Origin of the sequence: Collinsella aerofaciens (genome assembly GCF_039758965.1) — a bacterium.
Classification (GTDB): Bacteria; Actinomycetota; Coriobacteriia; order Coriobacteriales; family Coriobacteriaceae; genus Collinsella; species Collinsella aerofaciens_BR.
Genome location: NZ_JBDMSL010000011.1, coordinates 17939 through 35866, shown reverse-complemented (window position 1 = coordinate 35866; position 17928 = coordinate 17939). Strand labels below are relative to the sequence as shown.

Here is a 17928-nt window from a genome sequence, read left to right as displayed (position 1 = left end):
CCGGCAGGGCGGAGCACAATATGTTTGAGCAGGACCTTAATATCGGCGAAGTGGTCTCGAACGACCGCATCCACGATATCTTCGGATGCCAAACGCAAGGCGGGATACGCCTGAGCAACTTGCAGAAACGTCCAATCTTGCTGGAAGTCCAGGCCGATATTTCGATCGGATTTCGAGGTGTTTCGCTGCATTTCCGCTGCGCACATTGAGCGAAGATTCGAAGAAGAAAAGCGCCTTACGAAGAAATAGAGTAGAAAAATACGAGCAATAGCGCCAAACATCTACAAATAAAACCGCAGGTAAACACACATGTATATTATGAGTGCCAGCCTCCAACGGGCTCATAACCCGGAGGTCGTAGGTTCAAATCCTGCCCCCGCGACCAAGAACTTGCAGCTCGTCGGCCTAGCCGGCGAGCTTTTTTGTTATTCCGGGACTGTGTTTTCGGTCCAATTCTCGGCCTCTCAAACAAAATCTCGATCTGTAACATCTAGACCCGATTTGGGCGGCTTGGTGTTACAGATCGAGATATACCGGTGGGTTGGGTCGTGTTTGTCTAAATCTGTAACACGAGGGACGGTTTTTGCCGAGTAACCGTTACAGATTGAGATTTTCTAGCAGGCGGGTTTGGTTTGTCTCGATCTGTAACAGATAGGGGCCAAAAGTGGGCCTAGCTGTTACAGATCTAGATTGTTGAGGATGGGCCGAGAGGAATGTCTCGATCTGTAACAGTAAGACCCGGTTTTGCCGCGTAACTGTTACAGATTGAGATAAACCGGCGGGCAAACCGACGGGCCGCCCTGCCCCATCCACCTGCCGCTACCTGCTGTCCGCCGATTTCCGTTGCGCTGTTGTATTCCCATGCCATATCCTCTAGACAACTACGCGGCATCATCGCCGCCGCGCCTACAAGAGAGGAATGTTCATGACCGCACCTGCATCCAAGCTGCTCCAGCCAATTACGGTTGGCCCCCTTGAGCTCAAGAACCGTATTATGTTCCCGCCGCTGACCACCGGCTACGAGGAGCGCGACGGTTCCATCGGCGAGCGCAGCCTGGCTTTTTACGAGCGCCTGGCCCGTGGCGGCGTGAGCTACATCGTCATCGGCGACGTCGCTCCCGTTATGACCGCAAGCCCCACGCCCAAGCTGGCGACCGACGCCCAGATCCCCACGTTTAAGGCCCTGGCCGACACCGTCCACAAGCACGGCGCCAAGGTTGCGCTGCAGCTGTTCCACCCCGAGTACGACGTGCCCGGTGTCGGCCGCATGGTCATGGGCTCCATGGCTGCCGCCAAGGCCGCGCAGGAGGCCAAGGCCGCCGGCGACGAGGAGACCTTTGCCGCCAAGATGGCCGAGTCCAACGAGATCCGCAATCAGGCCTACGCCAAGCTGCACCACGACATGCAGCACTTTGTGAACGAGGCGAGCGTAGAGCAGCTCACCCAGATCAAGGAGGCCATCGCTGCCTCGGCCGCCCGCGCGCAGCAGGCCGGGATCGACGCCATCGAGGTCCACGGCGACCGTCTGGTGGGTTCGCTGTGCTCGGCCATCCTCAACCAGCGCACCGACGAGTACGGCGGCTCGTTCGAGAACCGCGTTCGCTACGCGCTGGAGGTCGTCGCTGCCATTAAAGAAGCCGCGCCGCAGCTGATGGTGGAGTACAAGCTCCCCGTGATCATGGAGAACCCCGACGGCACGCCGCGCGGCAAGGGCGGCCTGCTGCCCGACGAGGCCTGCGAGTTTGCCAAGCTGCTTGAGGGCGCGGGCATCGACATGATCCAGGTCGCACAGGCCAACCACACCGGCAACATGGGCGACACCATTCCGCCCATGGGCGCCATGCCCTACAACTGGACGCTGCCCGTGGCCGAGCGCGTCAAGGCCTTGGTCTCCGTGCCGGTGGCAACCGTCGGCCGTGTTGTTTCGGTCGAGGCCGGCGAGAAGATTCTGGAAGACGGCGCCGCCGACATCATCGCCTATGGCCGGTCGCTCATGTGCGACCCCGACATTGCGCTGAAGGCCGCCACGGGTGAGCCCATCCGCGAGTGCCTCAACTGCAACAAGGGCTGCGTCGATGCGATTCAAAACCGCAAGTACATCTCGTGCGTGCTCAATGCCGAGAACGGAGATGAGGCGACCATCGCCATTAAGCCGGGCGAGGGCGACAAGAAGATCGCCGTGGTGGGCGGCGGTATTGCCGGCCTGGAGGCCGCTCGCGTGGCGGCCAAGCGCGGCTACGATGTGACCGTCTACGAGGCGAGCGATCATCTGGGCGGCCAGATTGTGCTGGCGGCTGCGCCTCCGCGCAAGGACGAGATCATGCGCTCGGTCGAGTACTACGAGAAGATTCTGCCTGGCCTGGGCGTGAAGGTTGAGCTCAACCATGCCGCTACCGCTGAGGACCTCAACGCCGCCGACGCCGCGATTGTGGCCGTGGGCGCGCACGACGTGGTCATCCCCGTTCCGGGCGCCGACTCGGAGAAGGTCGTCTCGAGCTGGGACGTGCTGGCCGGCAAGGTGGAGCTCAGCGGCCGCGTCGCCGTCATTGGCGGTGGCCTGGTGGGCACCGAGACTGCCGAGTACCTGCTGCAGCACGGTTGCGAGGTGGCGATCGTGGAGATGCTCGACAAGATTGCCGCGGGCGAGTCCGAGACCATTCTGCCGCTGATCATGAGCGACTTTGCAGAGCACAACGTGGAGCAGTACGTGAAGACCCGCCTGACCGCCATTACCGAAGAGGGCGTGGAGGCCATTCGCACCACCGAGGACGGCGCCGAGGAGCCGGTGAAGATCGCCTGCGATTACGTGGTGATGGCCGTGGGCTCCAAGGCCAACGCATTTGACCTGGACGGCGTGACGGTGCCCGTGACCTGCGTGGGCGACTGCTCGGGCGAGCGCACCGCCGACATCGCGAGCGCCATCCGCACGGCATATCACGCGGCCAACGAGCTCTAGTTGAACATCGCGGCCAGGCGGGGCGGTAGCACGGACCTGTCTCGCCCGGCTGCGTCCTATCGGGTGTCAACCGGGGCGGGATCTGCAAGCACAGCAGGTCCCGCCCTTTTTGTTTTGCTCCGGTGGATGGCAAGCGCGCTAATCATGAGGAGTGAGGACGTCTGCTGCCTTGCAGACCGTTCAGAATTGTTGAGGGAGGGGTTAATAACTATATCCTCTATACCAAAGGACATAAAGAGATGCCAATTTTGTTGACAAGCGAATGACGATTAGCCGTGAGTCAGCTACCAGCGTAAATAATCGATAAAGAAATGTCGTAATTTGGTGCCAAATGCCCAGATAACGCCGCGTCTATTTTAATTAACTGCTTTGAGCAAACAGTAAAATGCTACTATCTAACTTGCACGTAAGAAGGCAGATTAACGGTTAAGGCTAAGAAGTGGCAGGTATGTCGGAAGCAACTAGGACTCGCACGCATGCGCCCGAGGTTAGGCAGCGCGCCGTCGAGATCCTCCAAGAGGGGGTCGGTCATCGCGCCCTCGCTGCGGAGCTTGGCATTCCCCAGGCCACGGCTCGTCAGTGGGCCCGCGCGTATGCCGTGGGCGGTGCCGACGCCGTTCTCAATGCCGGTTCGCATCATCACACCTATTCGTACGACGTAAAGCTCGCTGTGGTTAAGGACCGTCTGGAAAACGGCTTGACGGTTCGCGAGGCCATGATCAAGCACAAGATTCCCAGCGAGTCTTCGGTCAAGGCTTGGTGCCGTCAGTACCGCGAGAGCGGTGAGGCCGCACTGGTCGATAAGCCGCGCGGTCGCAAGCCGCGCGTTAAAAAGGCGGAATAGCAAACGGGATGGTGCGCCCACAGGGGCGCATTTTTCTTGCTGCCCCACTGCTCCAAAGCGGACGTGCCCTTACCCCGTACGCCTAAAACTCCCCAGTTGACCGAAAACCTGCCGCCGCTGCTCCTCAATTGAGCTATAACGTTAAACAATTGCAGCGTTTTTGCATGGGGGAGTGATGGTATGACGCTACTGTATTTCCTTACCCTGTTTCCGCTGGTACCGGCGCTGGGCATGCTGCTCGCGCGCGGTGACCGCGCCCGCGATGCGGTGGGGCTCATAGGTTCCGGCATTATTATGGCGGTGACAGTTGTAGTCGCCGTCATGTTTTTTGGCACGGGTCCGCAGAGCTTTGAGGTTGCCCCCGGCACCTCGCATGTGCTCTCGATCATCAGCTCCGCCATCGACGTGATTCTGTGCGCCGTTATCCTGTACAACGCGTTCAAATATGGGAACGCGCTCACAACGGTACTCGGCATAGTCCAGCTGGTGGGCTCGCTCGCCTTTGCAGCCATGACGCTGCCCGCGGCCGAAGCCGTCACGGCGACGCCGCTCTACCTAGACTACATGAGCGTGATCATGGTCCTCGCCGTCGGCATTGTCGGCAGCCTAATCTGCGTGTATGCCTTGGGCTACATGAAGGACTTCCAAGCGCACGATGAGCACGAGGCTGCGCTGCGCGGGCAGACCGCGCCCGACCGACGCCCGCAGTTCCTGGCGCTCATGTTCCTGTTCCTCTCAGCCATGTTCGTCATCGTGACGAGCGACAACCTTGAGTGGCTGTTCTGCGGCTGGGAAATCACTACCGTGTGCTCGTTCCTTATGATTGGCTACACGCGCACGCCCGAGGCCATCAAGAACGCCTTCATCCAGATCATCCTCAACATGCTGGGCGGTATCGCGTTTTTGGCCGGACTCATGTATCTGCACGTCAACGGCATGCCGCTGACCATCTCGGGCATGATCGAGCTTTCCGGTGCTGGAACCGCACAATCCGCGCTGCTGGTGATGCCGGTCATTCTGCTGTCGCTCGCCGCCCTTACCAAGGCCGCACAGATGCCGTTCCACACTTGGCTGTTGGGTGCCATGGTTGCCCCTACTCCCACGAGCGCCCTGCTGCACTCGTCCACCATGGTCAAGGCCGGCGTCTTCCTGATGGTCAAGCTCAGCCCGCTCTATGCCATCTATCCCGTGACCGGCTTTATGGTTACGAGTGTGGGTGCCATCACGTTTTTGCTCGCCGCTCTCATGGCCATTTCGCAGAGCAACGCCAAGCGCGTGCTCGCGTACTCCACCATTTCCAACTTGGGTCTCATCAGCGCCTGCTTGGGTGTCGGTGCGCCCGAGGCCGTATGGGCGGCCATCTTCCTGATCCTGTTCCACACGGTGGCCAAGTCGTTGCTGTTCCTGTGCGTGGGCACGGCCGAGCATCATATCGGCAGCCGCAATATCGAGGACATGGACGGCATGTTCAGCCGCATGCCTCACCTGACGCGCCTGATGATGCTGGGCATCATGGGCATGTTTGTGGCGCCGTTTGGCATGCTCGTGTCCAAGTGGGGCGCCCTGGTGGCGTTTGCACAGACCGGCAACGTACTCATGATCATGGTGCTTGCCTTTGGCTCGGCCACGACGTTCTTCTTCTGGGGCAAGTGGCTTGCCAAGCTTTCGGGCGTCGACCCCACGGCTCAAAACGTTGAGGTCAATGTCCATAAGACCGAATGGATGGCCCTCAACACCATCGCCGCGCTGCTGATTCTGTGCTGCGTGGCGTTCCCGGTTATCTCGAGCGGTCTGGTGTCGCCTTACTTGGCCATGGTGTTTGGCCGCGTGCCGTACGTTATTGGCAAGGACTCCATGTATCTGATGGTGGTTATCGTGGCGTTTATCGCCGTGGTGCTGCTGACGTCGTTCCGCGTGAGCAATAAGCCGCACGTCAACGTGTACCTTTCGGGCGTGGGAACCGACAAATATCGCCATTTCCGCGGCTCGATGGGACACGAGGTGAAGGCCGAAAAGCGCAATTGGTACTCGGAGGACGCCCTTGGCGAGAAGCGTATTGGCCCCGCGGGTAGCGTCGTGTGCTGCAGCATTATCTTGTTTGCGCTGCTGTGTTGCGCATGGATTGGGCCCGAGAGACTTGCCATGAGTGCGCCCTCGGTGCTGCGCGGCAAGTATTTTGAAGGTTCGGGTGTCGTGGGCATTTTTATTGGCACCGTGGCGTTTGCCCTGCTGGCGCCGCTTGTGGGTGGCATGATCGACGGCATCGACCGCAAGCTGTCCGCCCGCATGCAGGGCCGCGTGGGCCCGCGCCTGCTGCAGCCCTTCTACGACGTTGCCAAGCTGCTGCGCAAGGCCCCCGCCAGCGTAAACACCATGGACGATACCTATATGGCGTGCGCGCTCATCTTTACCGTGGTGGGCGGCGGCATCTTTGTGTCGGGCTCTAACACGCTACTGTGCGCTTTTATGGTGACGCTCGCCGCGATCTTTGTGGTGCTGGCGTCCGCCTCGACGCAAAGCCCGTTTGCCCAGGTTGGCGCCGATCGTGAGTTACTGCAGGTTATGAGTTACGAGCCCGCCGTTTTGCTGATGAGCGTGGGCCTGTACCTTGCCACCGACAGCTTTGATTCCATCGCCGTGACGGGGCAGTCGGTCCCCATCATCGTGTACAGCGCACCCATTTTCCTCGCGTTGCTCGCGGTGCTTACCATCAAGCTGCGCAAGTCGCCGTTTGACCTTTCGTACTCGCATCATGCGCATCAGGAGATCGTCCAGGGCGTCGCCACCGAGATGAGCGGCGGCACGCTGGCCAAGATGACCCTTATGCACTGGTGCGAGACCGTGCTGTTTTTGATGTGGGTGGGCATGTTCTTTGTTTGGGACAACCCCGTGAGCTGGGTTGTAGCCCTGGTCGTGATGGCCGCGACGTATTTTGTCGAGGTCCTGATCGACAACACCTTCGCACGCAGCACCTGGCGCAGCTGCTTTAGGCTCGGATGGGGCGTGGCGCTGGTGTTTGGCCTGCTCAACCTTATGCCCATCCTCGTCGACGTGTTTATTTAGGAGGCGGCATCCATGGATCATAAAATGTCGCGCTCGCCGTGGGTTATTCATTACGACGGTTCGAGCTGCAACGGATGCGATATCGAGGTGCTGGCCTCGCTCACGCCGCTGTTCGATGCGGAGCGCTTTGGCGTGGTCAACACCGGCAACCCCAAGCATGCGGATATCTTTTTGGTGACGGGGTCGGTCAATGCCCAGAACCTGCCCGTCGTGCGCCAGATCTACAACCAGATGCTCGAGCCCAAGTGCGTGGTGGCCTGCGGCATCTGCGCGTGTTCGGGCGGCGTGTTCCGCGATGCCTACAACGTGATCGGCGGCGTGGACCGCGCGATTCCCGTGGATGTGTACGCGCCCGGGTGCGCCATTCGCCCCGAGACCGTGATCGATGCCATCGTGGAGGCGTGCGGCATCCTGGACCAGAAAGAGGCCGTGATGCGCGCCGGTGGCGATCCGCTCACCGTGGGCGGTGCCGCAACCTGGGACGGTGGCGTTGAGCTGGGCGAGGACGGGTTTGTGGCTGCGGGGGCCGGGGCTGATGGTGCCGGTGACGCGCCTGCCGAGAAACCCGCAGCGCCCGTCGCTGCAAAGGAGGCCGAGTAATGCAAAAGGCTATCTATGCCACCGTTGGGATCGACGAGCTTCTGTCGCATGTCCAGGCGCTCAAGGGTGCCGGCGCGCGCTTTGTGCAGATGCATGCCGAGCGCTGTGTGGACGACGGATCGTATCGCCTGGTCTATACGTTTATCAACGTCCGCGCTGCTCAGGAGCATATTGCGCAGGACGGTAGCTATGCGATTGAGAACCTGGTAGTCGAGGGCATCGACCAGTACCAGGAGATTCCGTCCATCAGCTCGTACTATCCGGCGGTATTCCCGTTTGAAAACGAAGCGCACGACCTGTTTGGTCTTGCCATCACCGACATGCAGATCGACTTTAAGGGCTTTTTCTACCAGGTCTCGACTACCGAACCCATGAGCGTTATCACGCCCGAGGTGAAGGCCGCGCGCGAGAAAGCCATGAAGGTGCGTGCCGCTGCCGAGGCCAAGGCGCGCAAGGCCGCGGCCGAGAAGGCCGCCGCGGCTGCGGCTGCTGCAGGGGAGAGCGCTGCGGGCGCCGGCGATGCCGCGGGCGCCGCTGCTCAGCCCGCTGCGGCTGCCGGCTCCGATGCTCAGCACGATGAGGCTGCTGCGAAGGCCGCGCTCAAGGCTGCCGAGATGGAGGCAAAGCTCGCTACCATGGATCCCGAGAAAGCGGCCAAGGTCCGCGCGGCGCTTGCCGCCAAGGCCGCCCGCGACAAGCAGAAAAAGGAGGCGTAAGGTCCATGGCACATCGCTCCGTTATTCCGTTTGGCCCGCAGCACCCGGTGCTGCCCGAGCCGCTTCATCTGGACCTGGTGATCGAGGACGACCGCGTCATCGAGGCAATTCCGCAGATCGGCTTTGTGCACCGTGGACTCGAGAAGCTCACCGAAAAGCGCGATATGCACCAGTTTGGCTACATCGCCGAACGCATCTGCGGCATCTGCGCCGTGGGCCACAGCTATGGCTATGCCAGCGCCTGCGAGCGCATGCTCGACATCGAGGTGCCCGGCCGCGTGCAGTATATCCGCACCATTTTGCACGAGCTTTCGCGCATTCACTCGCATCTGCTGTGGCTGGGCCTGCTCGCCGACGCCTTTGGCTTTGAGGCGCTGTTCTATCGGTCGTGGACGCTGCGCGAGCAGATTCTCAAGATCTTTGAGAGCACGTGCGGCGGCCGTGTGATTCTGTCGATTAACGAGATCGGCGGCCTTAAGCACGACATCGAGGACTCCGAGCTGGCGGGTATAGTCCAGACGCTCGATGCCATGCGCCCCGACTACGAGGCCCTGGTGCATACGTTTTTGGACGACGACAGCTGTGGCGAGCGCCTGCATGGCGTGGGCGTGATCAGCAAGAAAGACGCGCTGAATCTGTCGATGGTCGGCCCGTTCGGTCGCGCCTCGGGCGTGGATTACGACGTGCGCATGTTCGGCGACGGCGCCTATGCGGATCTGGCTGCGTTTGAGCCCATCGTTGCCGCCGATGGCGACTGCTATGCCCGCTGCCAGGTGCGTTGTGCCGAGGTCACGCAGGCCATGGACATCATCGAGGAGCTTGTCGGCAAGATTCCACACGACGGCATCGGCGGGCGCACCAAGCTCACGCCGGCCGACGGCGCGCGTGGCGAGGTTGTGATTGAGCAGCCGCGTGGCGAGGCGTATTACTATGTGCGCGGCAACGGCACCAAGAACCTGGACCGCTTCCGCGTGCGCACGCCAACGTCGCAGAACCTGGCGGGTCTGACACATGCGCTGCAGGGCGTGCTCCTTGCCAACGTGCCCATGATTATCCTGACCATCGACCCCTGTATTAGCTGCACGGAAAGGTAGGCGCGGCATGAGTTTGCTGACATTTGCCAAGACGGCCTTGGGCTCTATGGTCAAGCAGCCGGTCACGGTGTGCTATCCGCAGGAGAAGCTGACGGCGCCCGAGCGCCTGCGCGGACATATCGTTAACGACATGAACGTGTGCATCTGCTGTGGCATGTGCGCGCGCCGTTGCCCGGCGGGCGCGCTCGCGGTCGATCGCAAGGGCGGTGCCTGGTCGATCGATCCGTACGCTTGCGTGGTGTGCGGCGAGTGCATCGAGAGCTGTCCCAAACACTGCCTGGCTATGGACACCGCCCGTACTCCGGTTGCGGCGGACAAGACTCCCACGGTAGAAACCAAGCCGGAGTAGCGTTGGTATAGAGCTGGAATAGGGGCCGGTGGGGCAAAATTGCCCCACCGGCCCCGCGCGTGAGCGCGCGGTCGGGCCACCACGAACAAAACTATGCCGGATTACGGGGCTGGATAGCGAACCTCCGACCATACAGAAAATCGCAAAAACAAAACCGCAGGTAGACTGCTTGCTGTTTTTGAAAAAATGAAGGTATGAATGAGGGCTCCGGCTTTTGCCCCGTAATCCGGCATAGTTTTGAAATAGCACCATATCCGTAACAGCCCTTTAACTCCCGTGGACGGAGGAAAACGGACCATTTTGGCCTTGCGAGGGCTGCCACGTGACCCGTCTGCCACGAAAGGGGCCCATCTACTACGTTTGGGTGGCTACCCTCAACCACGGCAAAAAATGCGAAAAGAAAACCACAGGTAGAACGCTTGCGGTTCTTCGTAAAACGCGGTTATGGTCAGGGGTATCGGGCTAAACGTAGTAGATGGGCCGGTTTCGTGGCGAGCGTTACCAACTGATCCCCCGGGGACGGAGGAAAACGGATCATTTTTGCCTGATGGCTCCGAGTCGCACCCGTTTTCCTGCGAAAACCCTCGTGTCTCAACTTTGGTGAGACATTTGTCTCACGCCCAAAACCGAATCTGGAACATGTGTCACCTGCCCTAATTGTGTCTCATTCCGTAACTTTAGGCTGATGCAAGGTCTGAGACCGCGAGAAGGGAGACGCGATGAGTAAGTACACGAGGGGTCTCTTGGCGGTGATACTTGCCGTAGTGCTTGTGTTGCCGGCTGCAGCATTTGCCATGCTGCCCGAGGCCAACGCCAGGTCCAGCACAGGAATGGACGGACCGGCCATGACCGGAAAAACGGTCGTCGACCCCGATACCAGCAACTATTGGAAGTTCTGGGCCGGCGGCTATGACGGCAAGGAAGTAACAACTCAAAACGTCGGCCGAATCTGGACCGACAAGACGGTCAAGGAAACCGCGGCAAACGAAGAGTCGGATTTCCTGACCACGCTGTCAGCCATCTCTTCGACATCCGATACGACGGTTTCCGGCAAGCCGCTCGATATCGTGATGGTGTTGGACGCTTCAGGCTCGATGGATGATGAGATGAGTAGAAGCGACCGTACCAAGCGTATTGACGCGCTGAAGACGGCCGCCAATCGCTTTATTGACACCATCGCCACGCAAAACCAAAGCATCACAGATGAATCCAAGCAGCATCAGGTTGCCATCGTTAAGTTTGCAGGCGATATGACTCCTGAGCTTGGCAACAAAACATATCACGATGGTTGGTGGGGAGGACCCATCTGCAACTACTCGCAGACCATGAAGAAGCTGACGCTCTGCAAGGGCGAGGACGCGGAGAGCCTTAAGGGTACGGTCGACTCCATCAGTCCCGCTGGCGCCACGCGAGCCGATTATGGCTTACAGCTGGCTGAGGGCATTTCGTCTGATCGCGCCGACGCCAAGAAGGTCGTCGTCTTCTTCACCGATGGCTCACCTACGAGTTCCAGTGGATTCGAGGCCGAGGTTGCCAATAGCGCCATCCGTAGCGCCAAGAACCTCAAGAATAAAGGTACCGACATTTACGCTATCGGCATCTTTGACGGTGCAAATCCCAATGACGTCCCCACGGAAAAGAGCACAAGCAGAGAGAATAAGTTCATGCATGCCGTGTCGAGCAATTATCCCGACGCAAATTCGTATAAGAGCGATGAGCTTGGCACACGTGCAGAAAACTCCGATTACTACAAGTCGGCAACTAGTGCCGACGAGCTCGAGAAGATCTTCGAAGAGATCTCGGGAAGCATTGTCCAAACTGGTTACCCGACCGAAGTTCACGGCGGTTATGGCGAGCATAAGTCTGGCTACATTACGTTTACTGACGAGCTGGGCGACTTTATGCAGGTCGACAACTTTACGTCTGTCGTGTACAACGGCGAAACGTTTGCCAAACCGGCAATAAAGACTGAGGGCAATGTCGACACCTATACATTTACTGGTGCCGCTGCGAACCTGGTCATCACCGTTCAGCATGCCGAAGAGGGCAAGCCTCAGACCGGCGATATCGTAACGGTTAAGATTCCTGCGTCGCTGATTCCGCTGCGCCACTTTAAGATCACCGACGGCGTGCTTACGGTCGACAATACTGAGCCCATTCAGGTGAACTACACCTCAAGCGTTAAGAAAGAAGCGCTCGATAACCTGTTTACGCCCAAGAACGTAAAGGGGCTCGAGGACTACATCAAGAGCAATACGACCACCGCGGAGAACGGTTCCAAGACCGTTAACTTCTACGCGAACAAGTGGAACGCTGGCGCGCTGGGCGATACGATCGCGAACTTTGAGCCTGCCGACACCAACCGCTATTACTATTTCCAGAAGCAGACTCCCATTTACACGGATAAGAACTGCACAACGCCTGCGACGGGCTCGCTGGCTGCCGAGGGCATCTATTACTACAAGGATGAGTTCGAGGCGCTGGGCGCAGACAGTAAGGCCGAATCCCGTATTGCCGTTATTGAGTTTACCGGCGGAGACGCCGCGAGCTTTGAGGGCGCCATCGTGCCCGACGCGAGCGGAAACCTGTCGTTTAGCAAGGGAACCGCGCGCTTGGCCTTTATTGACGAGCTCCACACCACCAAGGAGCGCGTGGGCGGTAACCCCACCGGCACTGCGGCCGACGTGCTCAATCCCAAGTGGAACAACACATCTGCTAAGTCGAACGCCACGGAGGTTGACGTTCACCTGGGCAACAACGGCAAGATCAGCTTTAACGTGACGCCAACAACGGTGGATACCAAGGCCGGCTTTGGCCTGACCAAGGTGCTCGAGGGCCGCGATTGGACGGATGCGGATGAGTTTAAGTTTGAGCTCTCAGCGACGTCCGAGAATGATGCCCCGATGCCCGACCCCGCGACCGTAACTGTGACCAATGCCGATCTCGACAAGGGCAAGGCAGCCATTAACTTTGGCAAGATTACTCATGCCGAGCCGGGCGAGTACACCTATGAGGTCCGCGAGGTCAAGGGCGACGCCGGTGGCATTACCTACAGCAAGAACGTTGCCACGTTCAAGGTGACTGTGACGGTTAACGCCAGGGGCGAGCTTAAGGCCGACGTTGAAAAGACCTCGGGTGAGACTAAGTTCACGAACACCTATAGCGCCAAGACGGAAACCCCGCTGACTCTTGAGGCTACCAAGACGCTCACGGGGCGCCTGATGGCCGACGGCGAATTCAAGTTTACGTTGAGCTACGCGGGGCACGACGAGGTCCTGCTGAACGCAACCAACAAGAGTGGCAAGGTTGAGTTCAGTCCGTTGACGTACACGACCAAGTCGCTTGCCAAGCTTGTCGAGGAAGACAAGGCGTCGTTTGACGCCAGGGCAGACAAGCCCACGTGGACCATTCATTACATTGCTGCCGAACAGACCGGCGAGCTGCCTGCGGGCGTGAGCGCTACCACGGCGGCAATTGACGCATATGTGACCGTTGTCGACAACGGCGATGGTACCCTGACGGCGACGGCTGTCTACGGCGACGCCGGCAACGAGTTTGTGAACACCTACACTGCCGCGCCTGTCGAGGCATCGCTTGTGGGCAAGAAGAATCTGCAGGTTCCTGATGACCTGACCCCGGCTGACATTACCGGTAAGTTCACCTTTACCGTGACCGGTGAAGAGGGCGCACCCATGCCCGCGAACGCGAGCGTGACCAATGATGCCAAGGGCAAGGTCGACTTTGGCAAGATCACCTTTACGCTCGACGATCTCAACAAGGCTCTGGGCAAGAAGCCCGAGAAGCGCGAGCACACCTTTACCTACACCGTGACAGAGTCCGGCGAGGTCGCTGGCGTGACCAACGACGTCGAGCCTTCGCGTACGGTTTCCTTCACCGTGACAGAGTCCGGCGAGGGTAATCTGAGGGTGTCCCGCAAGTCGGATGGCGATGTGGCATTTACGTTCACCAACACCTATAACGTGACGCCTGTTGAGACGCGCGTCACCGACCAGATCACCGCGACCAAGTTCCTGACCGGGCGCGAGCTTGCTGCCGGCGAGTTCTCCTTCGAGCTCGTCGAGGGCGAGGGCGAGGACGCCAAGGTTATCGCCACCGGCACTAACGCCGCCGATGGCAAGATCACGATGAACGCCGTGAAGTACACCAAGGCCGGAACGCACACCTACACGCTGCGCGAGGTCAAGGGCGGAACCACCAGCAAGGGCGTCACCTACAGTGATGCCAAGTACACCATCGAGACCACCATCACGGACAACGGCGACGGTACGCTCAGCGCCACGCATGTTCTGAAGGACGTCAAGGTTGCCGAGTTCAAGAACTCCTACAACGTGACCCCCAAGAGCTCCAGCGTCACCGACCTGATCACCGCGGACAAGGTCCTGGACGGGCGCGACCTCAAGGCTGGCGATTTCCGTTTCGAGCTCGTCGAGGGCAATAACGTGGTCGCTACCGGTACCAACAATGCCGACGGCAAGATCGTAATGGATCCCGTCACCTACACTGCGGCTGGCGAGCACACCTACATACTGCGCGAGACCAAGGCCGGCACCACCGAAAACGGCATTACTTACAGCACCGCTGAGTACACTATTGTGACCACCGTCAAGGATAACAACGATGGCACCCTCAGCGTGGAGCACAAGCTGCAGAATGTTGACAAGGCGACCTTCGAGAACGCCTACACCGTAACCCCCAAGAGCTTCAGTGTTACTGATCAGATCACGGCGACCAAGGTCCTGACCGGGCGCGATCTCAAGGAAGGCGAGTTCTCCTTCGAGCTCGTCGAGGGCAACGACGTTGTCGCCGCCGGCAAGAATGACGCCCGCGGCAAGATCAAGATGAGCCCCATCGAGTACACCGCTGCCGGCAAGCATACCTACACGCTGTGCGAGGTCCCGGGCGACGCCAACAACGGCATCACCTACGACGGCAAGACCTACACCATTGAGACGACCATCACCGACAAGGGCGACGGCACGCTCGAGGCGAAGCATGTCCTGAAGGGCGACGACGAGGCGAAGTTCAACAACAGCTACAAGCCGAATCCTGACGAGTTCAGCGTCACCGACCAGATCACCGCGACCAAGGTTCTGACCGGACGCGACATGGCTGAGGGCGAGTTCTCCTTCGAGCTCGTCGAGGGCGAGGGCGAGGGCGAGGACGCCAAGGTCGTCGCCACCGGCACCAACAATGCCGAAGGCAAGATCACGATGAACGCCGTGAAGTACGACAAGCCCGGCAAGCACACCTACACGCTGCGCGAGGCCAAGGGCAACGCCGGCGGTATCACCTACAGCGATGCCAAGTTCGCCATCGAGACCACCATCACCGATAACGGCGACGGCACTCTCAAGGCCGAGCATGTCCTGAAGGGCACCGAGCCCGCCGAGTTCAAGAACACCTACAGCGTGACCCCGATCGACACAGAGCTCGACTTTGGCCTGAGCAAGGCCATTGACGGCCGAAAGTGGACTGAGGGGGACAAGTTCAGCTTTACCATCACCGCCCCCGAGGGCACCCCGCTGCCCGACCCCGCAACCGTGACCGTGAGCAAGAATGACGCGAAGGACGGCATCGCAGCCATCAAGTTCGGCAAGATCCACTACACGGCTGCCGGAACCTACAAGTACGAGATTCGCGAGAATGCAGGCAACGCGGCAGGCATGACGTATGACGGACATGTCGCGACCGCCGAAGTGACCGTGACTGATAACGGCAAGGGCGTCCTGACCGCCAACGTTACCAAGAAGGAAAACGGCCGCTTCACCAACACGTACCGCTCTGAGCTCGATTACGCCGCGGCCGGCGGTCTTAAACTCAGCAAGACCCTCTCCGGACGTCCCATGACCGAGGGCCAGTTTACCTTTACCGTGACGCCCGTCGACGCAGCTTCTGCCAACGCGCTCGGCCTGCACGAGGGCGCCAACGTGTACAAGTCCCCTGCGACGGCAGAGGCAACGGTCGGCCTGATTGACATCCTGGCGGGTCATGAGGTCAAGTTTACGCAGGCTGACGCAGGTAAGACCTTTACGTACACCGTGGCCGAGAAGAATGACGGCCAGCCCGGTTACACCTACGACGAGGCCGTACGCACCGTGACGATCGCTATCGCCGACGATGGCGCTGGTACGCTCACTGCCACCACGACCGTTACTGGCAACCCCGACAAGGGAACGCTGGTAACCGAGTACAAGACTGGTGCCGCTACGGTCGAGAGCGCCGTGGTTCCGTTCCGCAACAGCTATAGCGCCACGACCGATGCACCTGGTGGTGCCGTTGCTCAGGTCGTTGCCACCAAGACCCTGACCGGTCGTCCGCTGGCCGACGGCGAGTTCTACTTTGGCATCGCCTATGCGGGCGAGAAGGAAGCCATCGAGGGTACGTGCGTTACCAACGTTAACGGCCAGGTGAGCTTTGGCGCTCTGCATTACACGACCGAGATGCTCGCCGATCTGGTAAACGCCAAGCGCGCCATCCGTACCGACACGGATGCGAATCTTGCGTGGACTATCAACTACACGGCGTTTGAGTACACGTCCCCGCTCGCAGCAAAGGGTATTACTGCCGCGAAGTCGAGCTTTAGCTTTAAGGTCATCGTCGTCGACAACGGCGACGGTACCCTGACGGCAAAGCCTGACTACGGTGGCGTCGAGCCCGTGTTCGAGAACGTCTACGGCACCGATGCCGCTGATGCCGCACTCGCTGGCACCAAGAAGCTCCAGGCAGCCGAGGGCCTGACCCCGGCCGACATCGTGGGTAAGTTTACCTTTACCGTGACCGCTGACGAGGCGGGTGCCCCGATGCCCGAGCGCACGACCGCAACCAACGACGCGGCCGGCAACGTGGACTTTGGCAAGATCCACTTTACGCTCGAGGACCTCAACCGCGCCCTGGGCGTGACGGACGATGCGACCGATAAGGCCGAGGCAGACGAAGCTGACGAGGCTGAGGCCGACGAGGCAGAGGCTGAAGAGGCCGACGCCGACGCTGATGCCAACGCCGACGAGCCCAGCGACGAGTCCGAGCCCGCAGATCCCGCTGCCCCGCGCTCGCACACCTTTACCTACACGGTGGCCGAGTCCGGTAGCGCCCCTGGCGTGACCAACGACACCAACGCCACGCGCAAGGTTTCCTACACCGTGACCGATGACGGTGCCGGACATCTGATCGTCAAGCGCGACGGCGGCGACGGTGCGGCCTTTACGTTCACCAACACGTACGGCGTGGCGCCTACCGATTCTTCCGTGACCGATCAGGTCAAGACGGTTAAGCGTCTGACCGGCCGCGACCTTGCAGCTGGCGAGTTCACGTTTGAGTTGCTCGAGGACGGCGTGACTGTCGCTAGTGGCACCAACGACGCCAACGGTAACGTTACGCTGAGCCCGATTCGCTACGAGGCGCCCGGTACGCACACGTACACGCTGCGCGAGGCTTGCCCCAACGCGCTCGGCCTGTACAAGGGCGTCACCTATGACGGCACGACCTACACCGTCGTGACCACCGTCTCCGACAACGGCGACGGCGCGCTGACCGCGACGCACAAGCTCGAGGGAACCACCGAGTCGGCTGGCTTTACCAACAAGTATCACGCCATGCCCACGCAGGTTTCCATCGGCGCCATCAAGGTGCTCGAGGGACGCGAGCTCAAGAAGGACGAGTTTAGCTTTAAGCTCGTTGGCGAGGACATCGAGTCTACGGTTACCAACGATGCCGGCGGCAAGATCAACTTCGACAAGTTCGAGTACGACGAGCCCGGTACGTACGTCTACACCATCAGCGAGGTCAAGGGCGACGAGGCCGGTATGACCTACGACAAGTCCGTCTTTACCGCGACCGTCAACGTGGTCGACGACGGCGAGGGCAACCTCAAGGCGAACGTTGCCTTTACCAAGGGCGACAAGAGCGTCGAGGGTATCGTGTTCAACAACACGTACAAGAAGCCCGAGACGCCCGTGCCGACGCCCGACCCCGGCACGCCCAAGACCGTGACGAACATCGTCAAGACGGTCAAGGGTTTCCTGCCCACCACGGGTGACCAGCAGGCCGCCGCACTGCTCATGGCATTCGTCATCGCCATGGCCGGCGTCGGAGCCCTGGTCTGGGGTATCCGTAAGCGCTAGGCACGCTGGCAGCGCCCGGGGCCAAAAGGCCCCGGGCGGCCGGCGGGGAGCCAGAACATAGCCCCCACCCCCACCCCCAGCCGCCACGGAGGTATCTCCCTCCTCCGTGGCGGCGCTTTTGTGCGTAGGCGAGAAGGGTTCGCCACGAAACCGGCCCATCTACTA

General features: G+C 60.1%; 9 protein-coding genes. All 9 read left to right on the top strand.

All coding sequences use genetic code 11. The annotated features are described in order from the left end of the window. Positions 1-20 precede the first annotated feature (20 nt). The 9 genes from ABHU32_RS04820 to ABHU32_RS04780 all read left to right on the top strand — a co-directional run bounded on the left by ABHU32_RS04820 (position 21) and on the right by ABHU32_RS04780 (position 17763). A complete protein-coding gene (locus ABHU32_RS04820; RefSeq protein WP_346979201.1) occupies positions 21-209 on the top strand; it encodes a hypothetical protein in 189 nt (62 codons plus the stop codon). Between the two features lie 716 nt (positions 210-925). Next, the gene (bilR, locus tag ABHU32_RS04815; RefSeq protein ID WP_346979199.1) at positions 926-2956 is read left to right on the top strand and encodes a bilirubin reductase, long form; all 2031 of its coding nucleotides are present in this window, start codon (positions 926-928) and stop codon (positions 2954-2956) included. Between the two features lie 448 nt (positions 2957-3404). After that, positions 3405-3800, top strand: coding sequence for a helix-turn-helix domain-containing protein (locus tag ABHU32_RS04810; protein ID WP_035136573.1), 396 nt, complete (start codon positions 3405-3407; stop codon positions 3798-3800). Between the two features lie 180 nt (positions 3801-3980). After that, positions 3981-6863, top strand: coding sequence for a proton-conducting transporter transmembrane domain-containing protein (locus ABHU32_RS04805; RefSeq protein WP_346979197.1), 2883 nt, complete (start codon positions 3981-3983; stop codon positions 6861-6863). A gap of 12 nt (positions 6864-6875) precedes the next feature. Further along, complete coding sequence (locus ABHU32_RS04800; RefSeq protein ID WP_346979195.1) at positions 6876-7463, top strand: NADH-quinone oxidoreductase subunit B family protein; 588 nt, start codon at positions 6876-6878, stop codon at positions 7461-7463. Further along, the gene (locus tag ABHU32_RS04795; RefSeq protein ID WP_346979194.1) at positions 7463-8179 is read left to right on the top strand and encodes an NADH-quinone oxidoreductase subunit C; all 717 of its coding nucleotides are present in this window, start codon (positions 7463-7465) and stop codon (positions 8177-8179) included. The genes ABHU32_RS04800 and ABHU32_RS04795 overlap by 1 nt, the downstream gene beginning before the upstream one ends. Positions 8180-8184: 5 nt before the next feature. Continuing rightward, on the top strand, positions 8185-9273 hold the full coding sequence (locus ABHU32_RS04790; protein ID WP_346979192.1) for a hydrogenase large subunit: 1089 nt from the start codon (positions 8185-8187) through the stop codon (positions 9271-9273). Positions 9274-9280: 7 nt separating this feature from the next. After that, positions 9281-9622: a 4Fe-4S dicluster domain-containing protein gene (locus ABHU32_RS04785; RefSeq protein ID WP_346979190.1), complete on the top strand. Its 342-nt coding sequence runs from the start codon at positions 9281-9283 to the stop codon at positions 9620-9622. A gap of 719 nt (positions 9623-10341) precedes the next feature. Next, entirely contained in the window at positions 10342-17763 is a 7422-nt protein-coding gene (locus ABHU32_RS04780) for a Spy0128 family protein (RefSeq protein ID WP_346979188.1), read from the top strand. Positions 17764-17928 lie beyond the last annotated feature (165 nt).

Excerpts from the sequence above, each read along its gene's own strand:
- ABHU32_RS04795 (WP_346979194.1), top strand. The coding sequence starts at position 7,463 with ATGCAAAAGGCTATCTATGCCACCGTTGGGATCGACGAGCTTCTGTCG.
- ABHU32_RS04805 (WP_346979197.1), top strand. The coding sequence starts at position 3,981 with ATGACGCTACTGTATTTCCTTACCCTGTTTCCGCTGGTACCGGCGCTG.
- ABHU32_RS04820 (WP_346979201.1), top strand. The coding sequence starts at position 21 with ATGTTTGAGCAGGACCTTAATATCGGCGAAGTGGTCTCGAACGACCGC.
- ABHU32_RS04790 (WP_346979192.1), top strand. The coding sequence starts at position 8,185 with ATGGCACATCGCTCCGTTATTCCGTTTGGCCCGCAGCACCCGGTGCTG.
- ABHU32_RS04780 (WP_346979188.1), top strand. The coding sequence starts at position 10,342 with ATGAGTAAGTACACGAGGGGTCTCTTGGCGGTGATACTTGCCGTAGTG.
- bilR (WP_346979199.1), top strand. The coding sequence starts at position 926 with ATGACCGCACCTGCATCCAAGCTGCTCCAGCCAATTACGGTTGGCCCC.
- ABHU32_RS04800 (WP_346979195.1), top strand. The coding sequence starts at position 6,876 with ATGGATCATAAAATGTCGCGCTCGCCGTGGGTTATTCATTACGACGGT.
- ABHU32_RS04785 (WP_346979190.1), top strand. The coding sequence starts at position 9,281 with ATGAGTTTGCTGACATTTGCCAAGACGGCCTTGGGCTCTATGGTCAAG.
- ABHU32_RS04810 (WP_035136573.1), top strand. The coding sequence starts at position 3,405 with ATGTCGGAAGCAACTAGGACTCGCACGCATGCGCCCGAGGTTAGGCAG.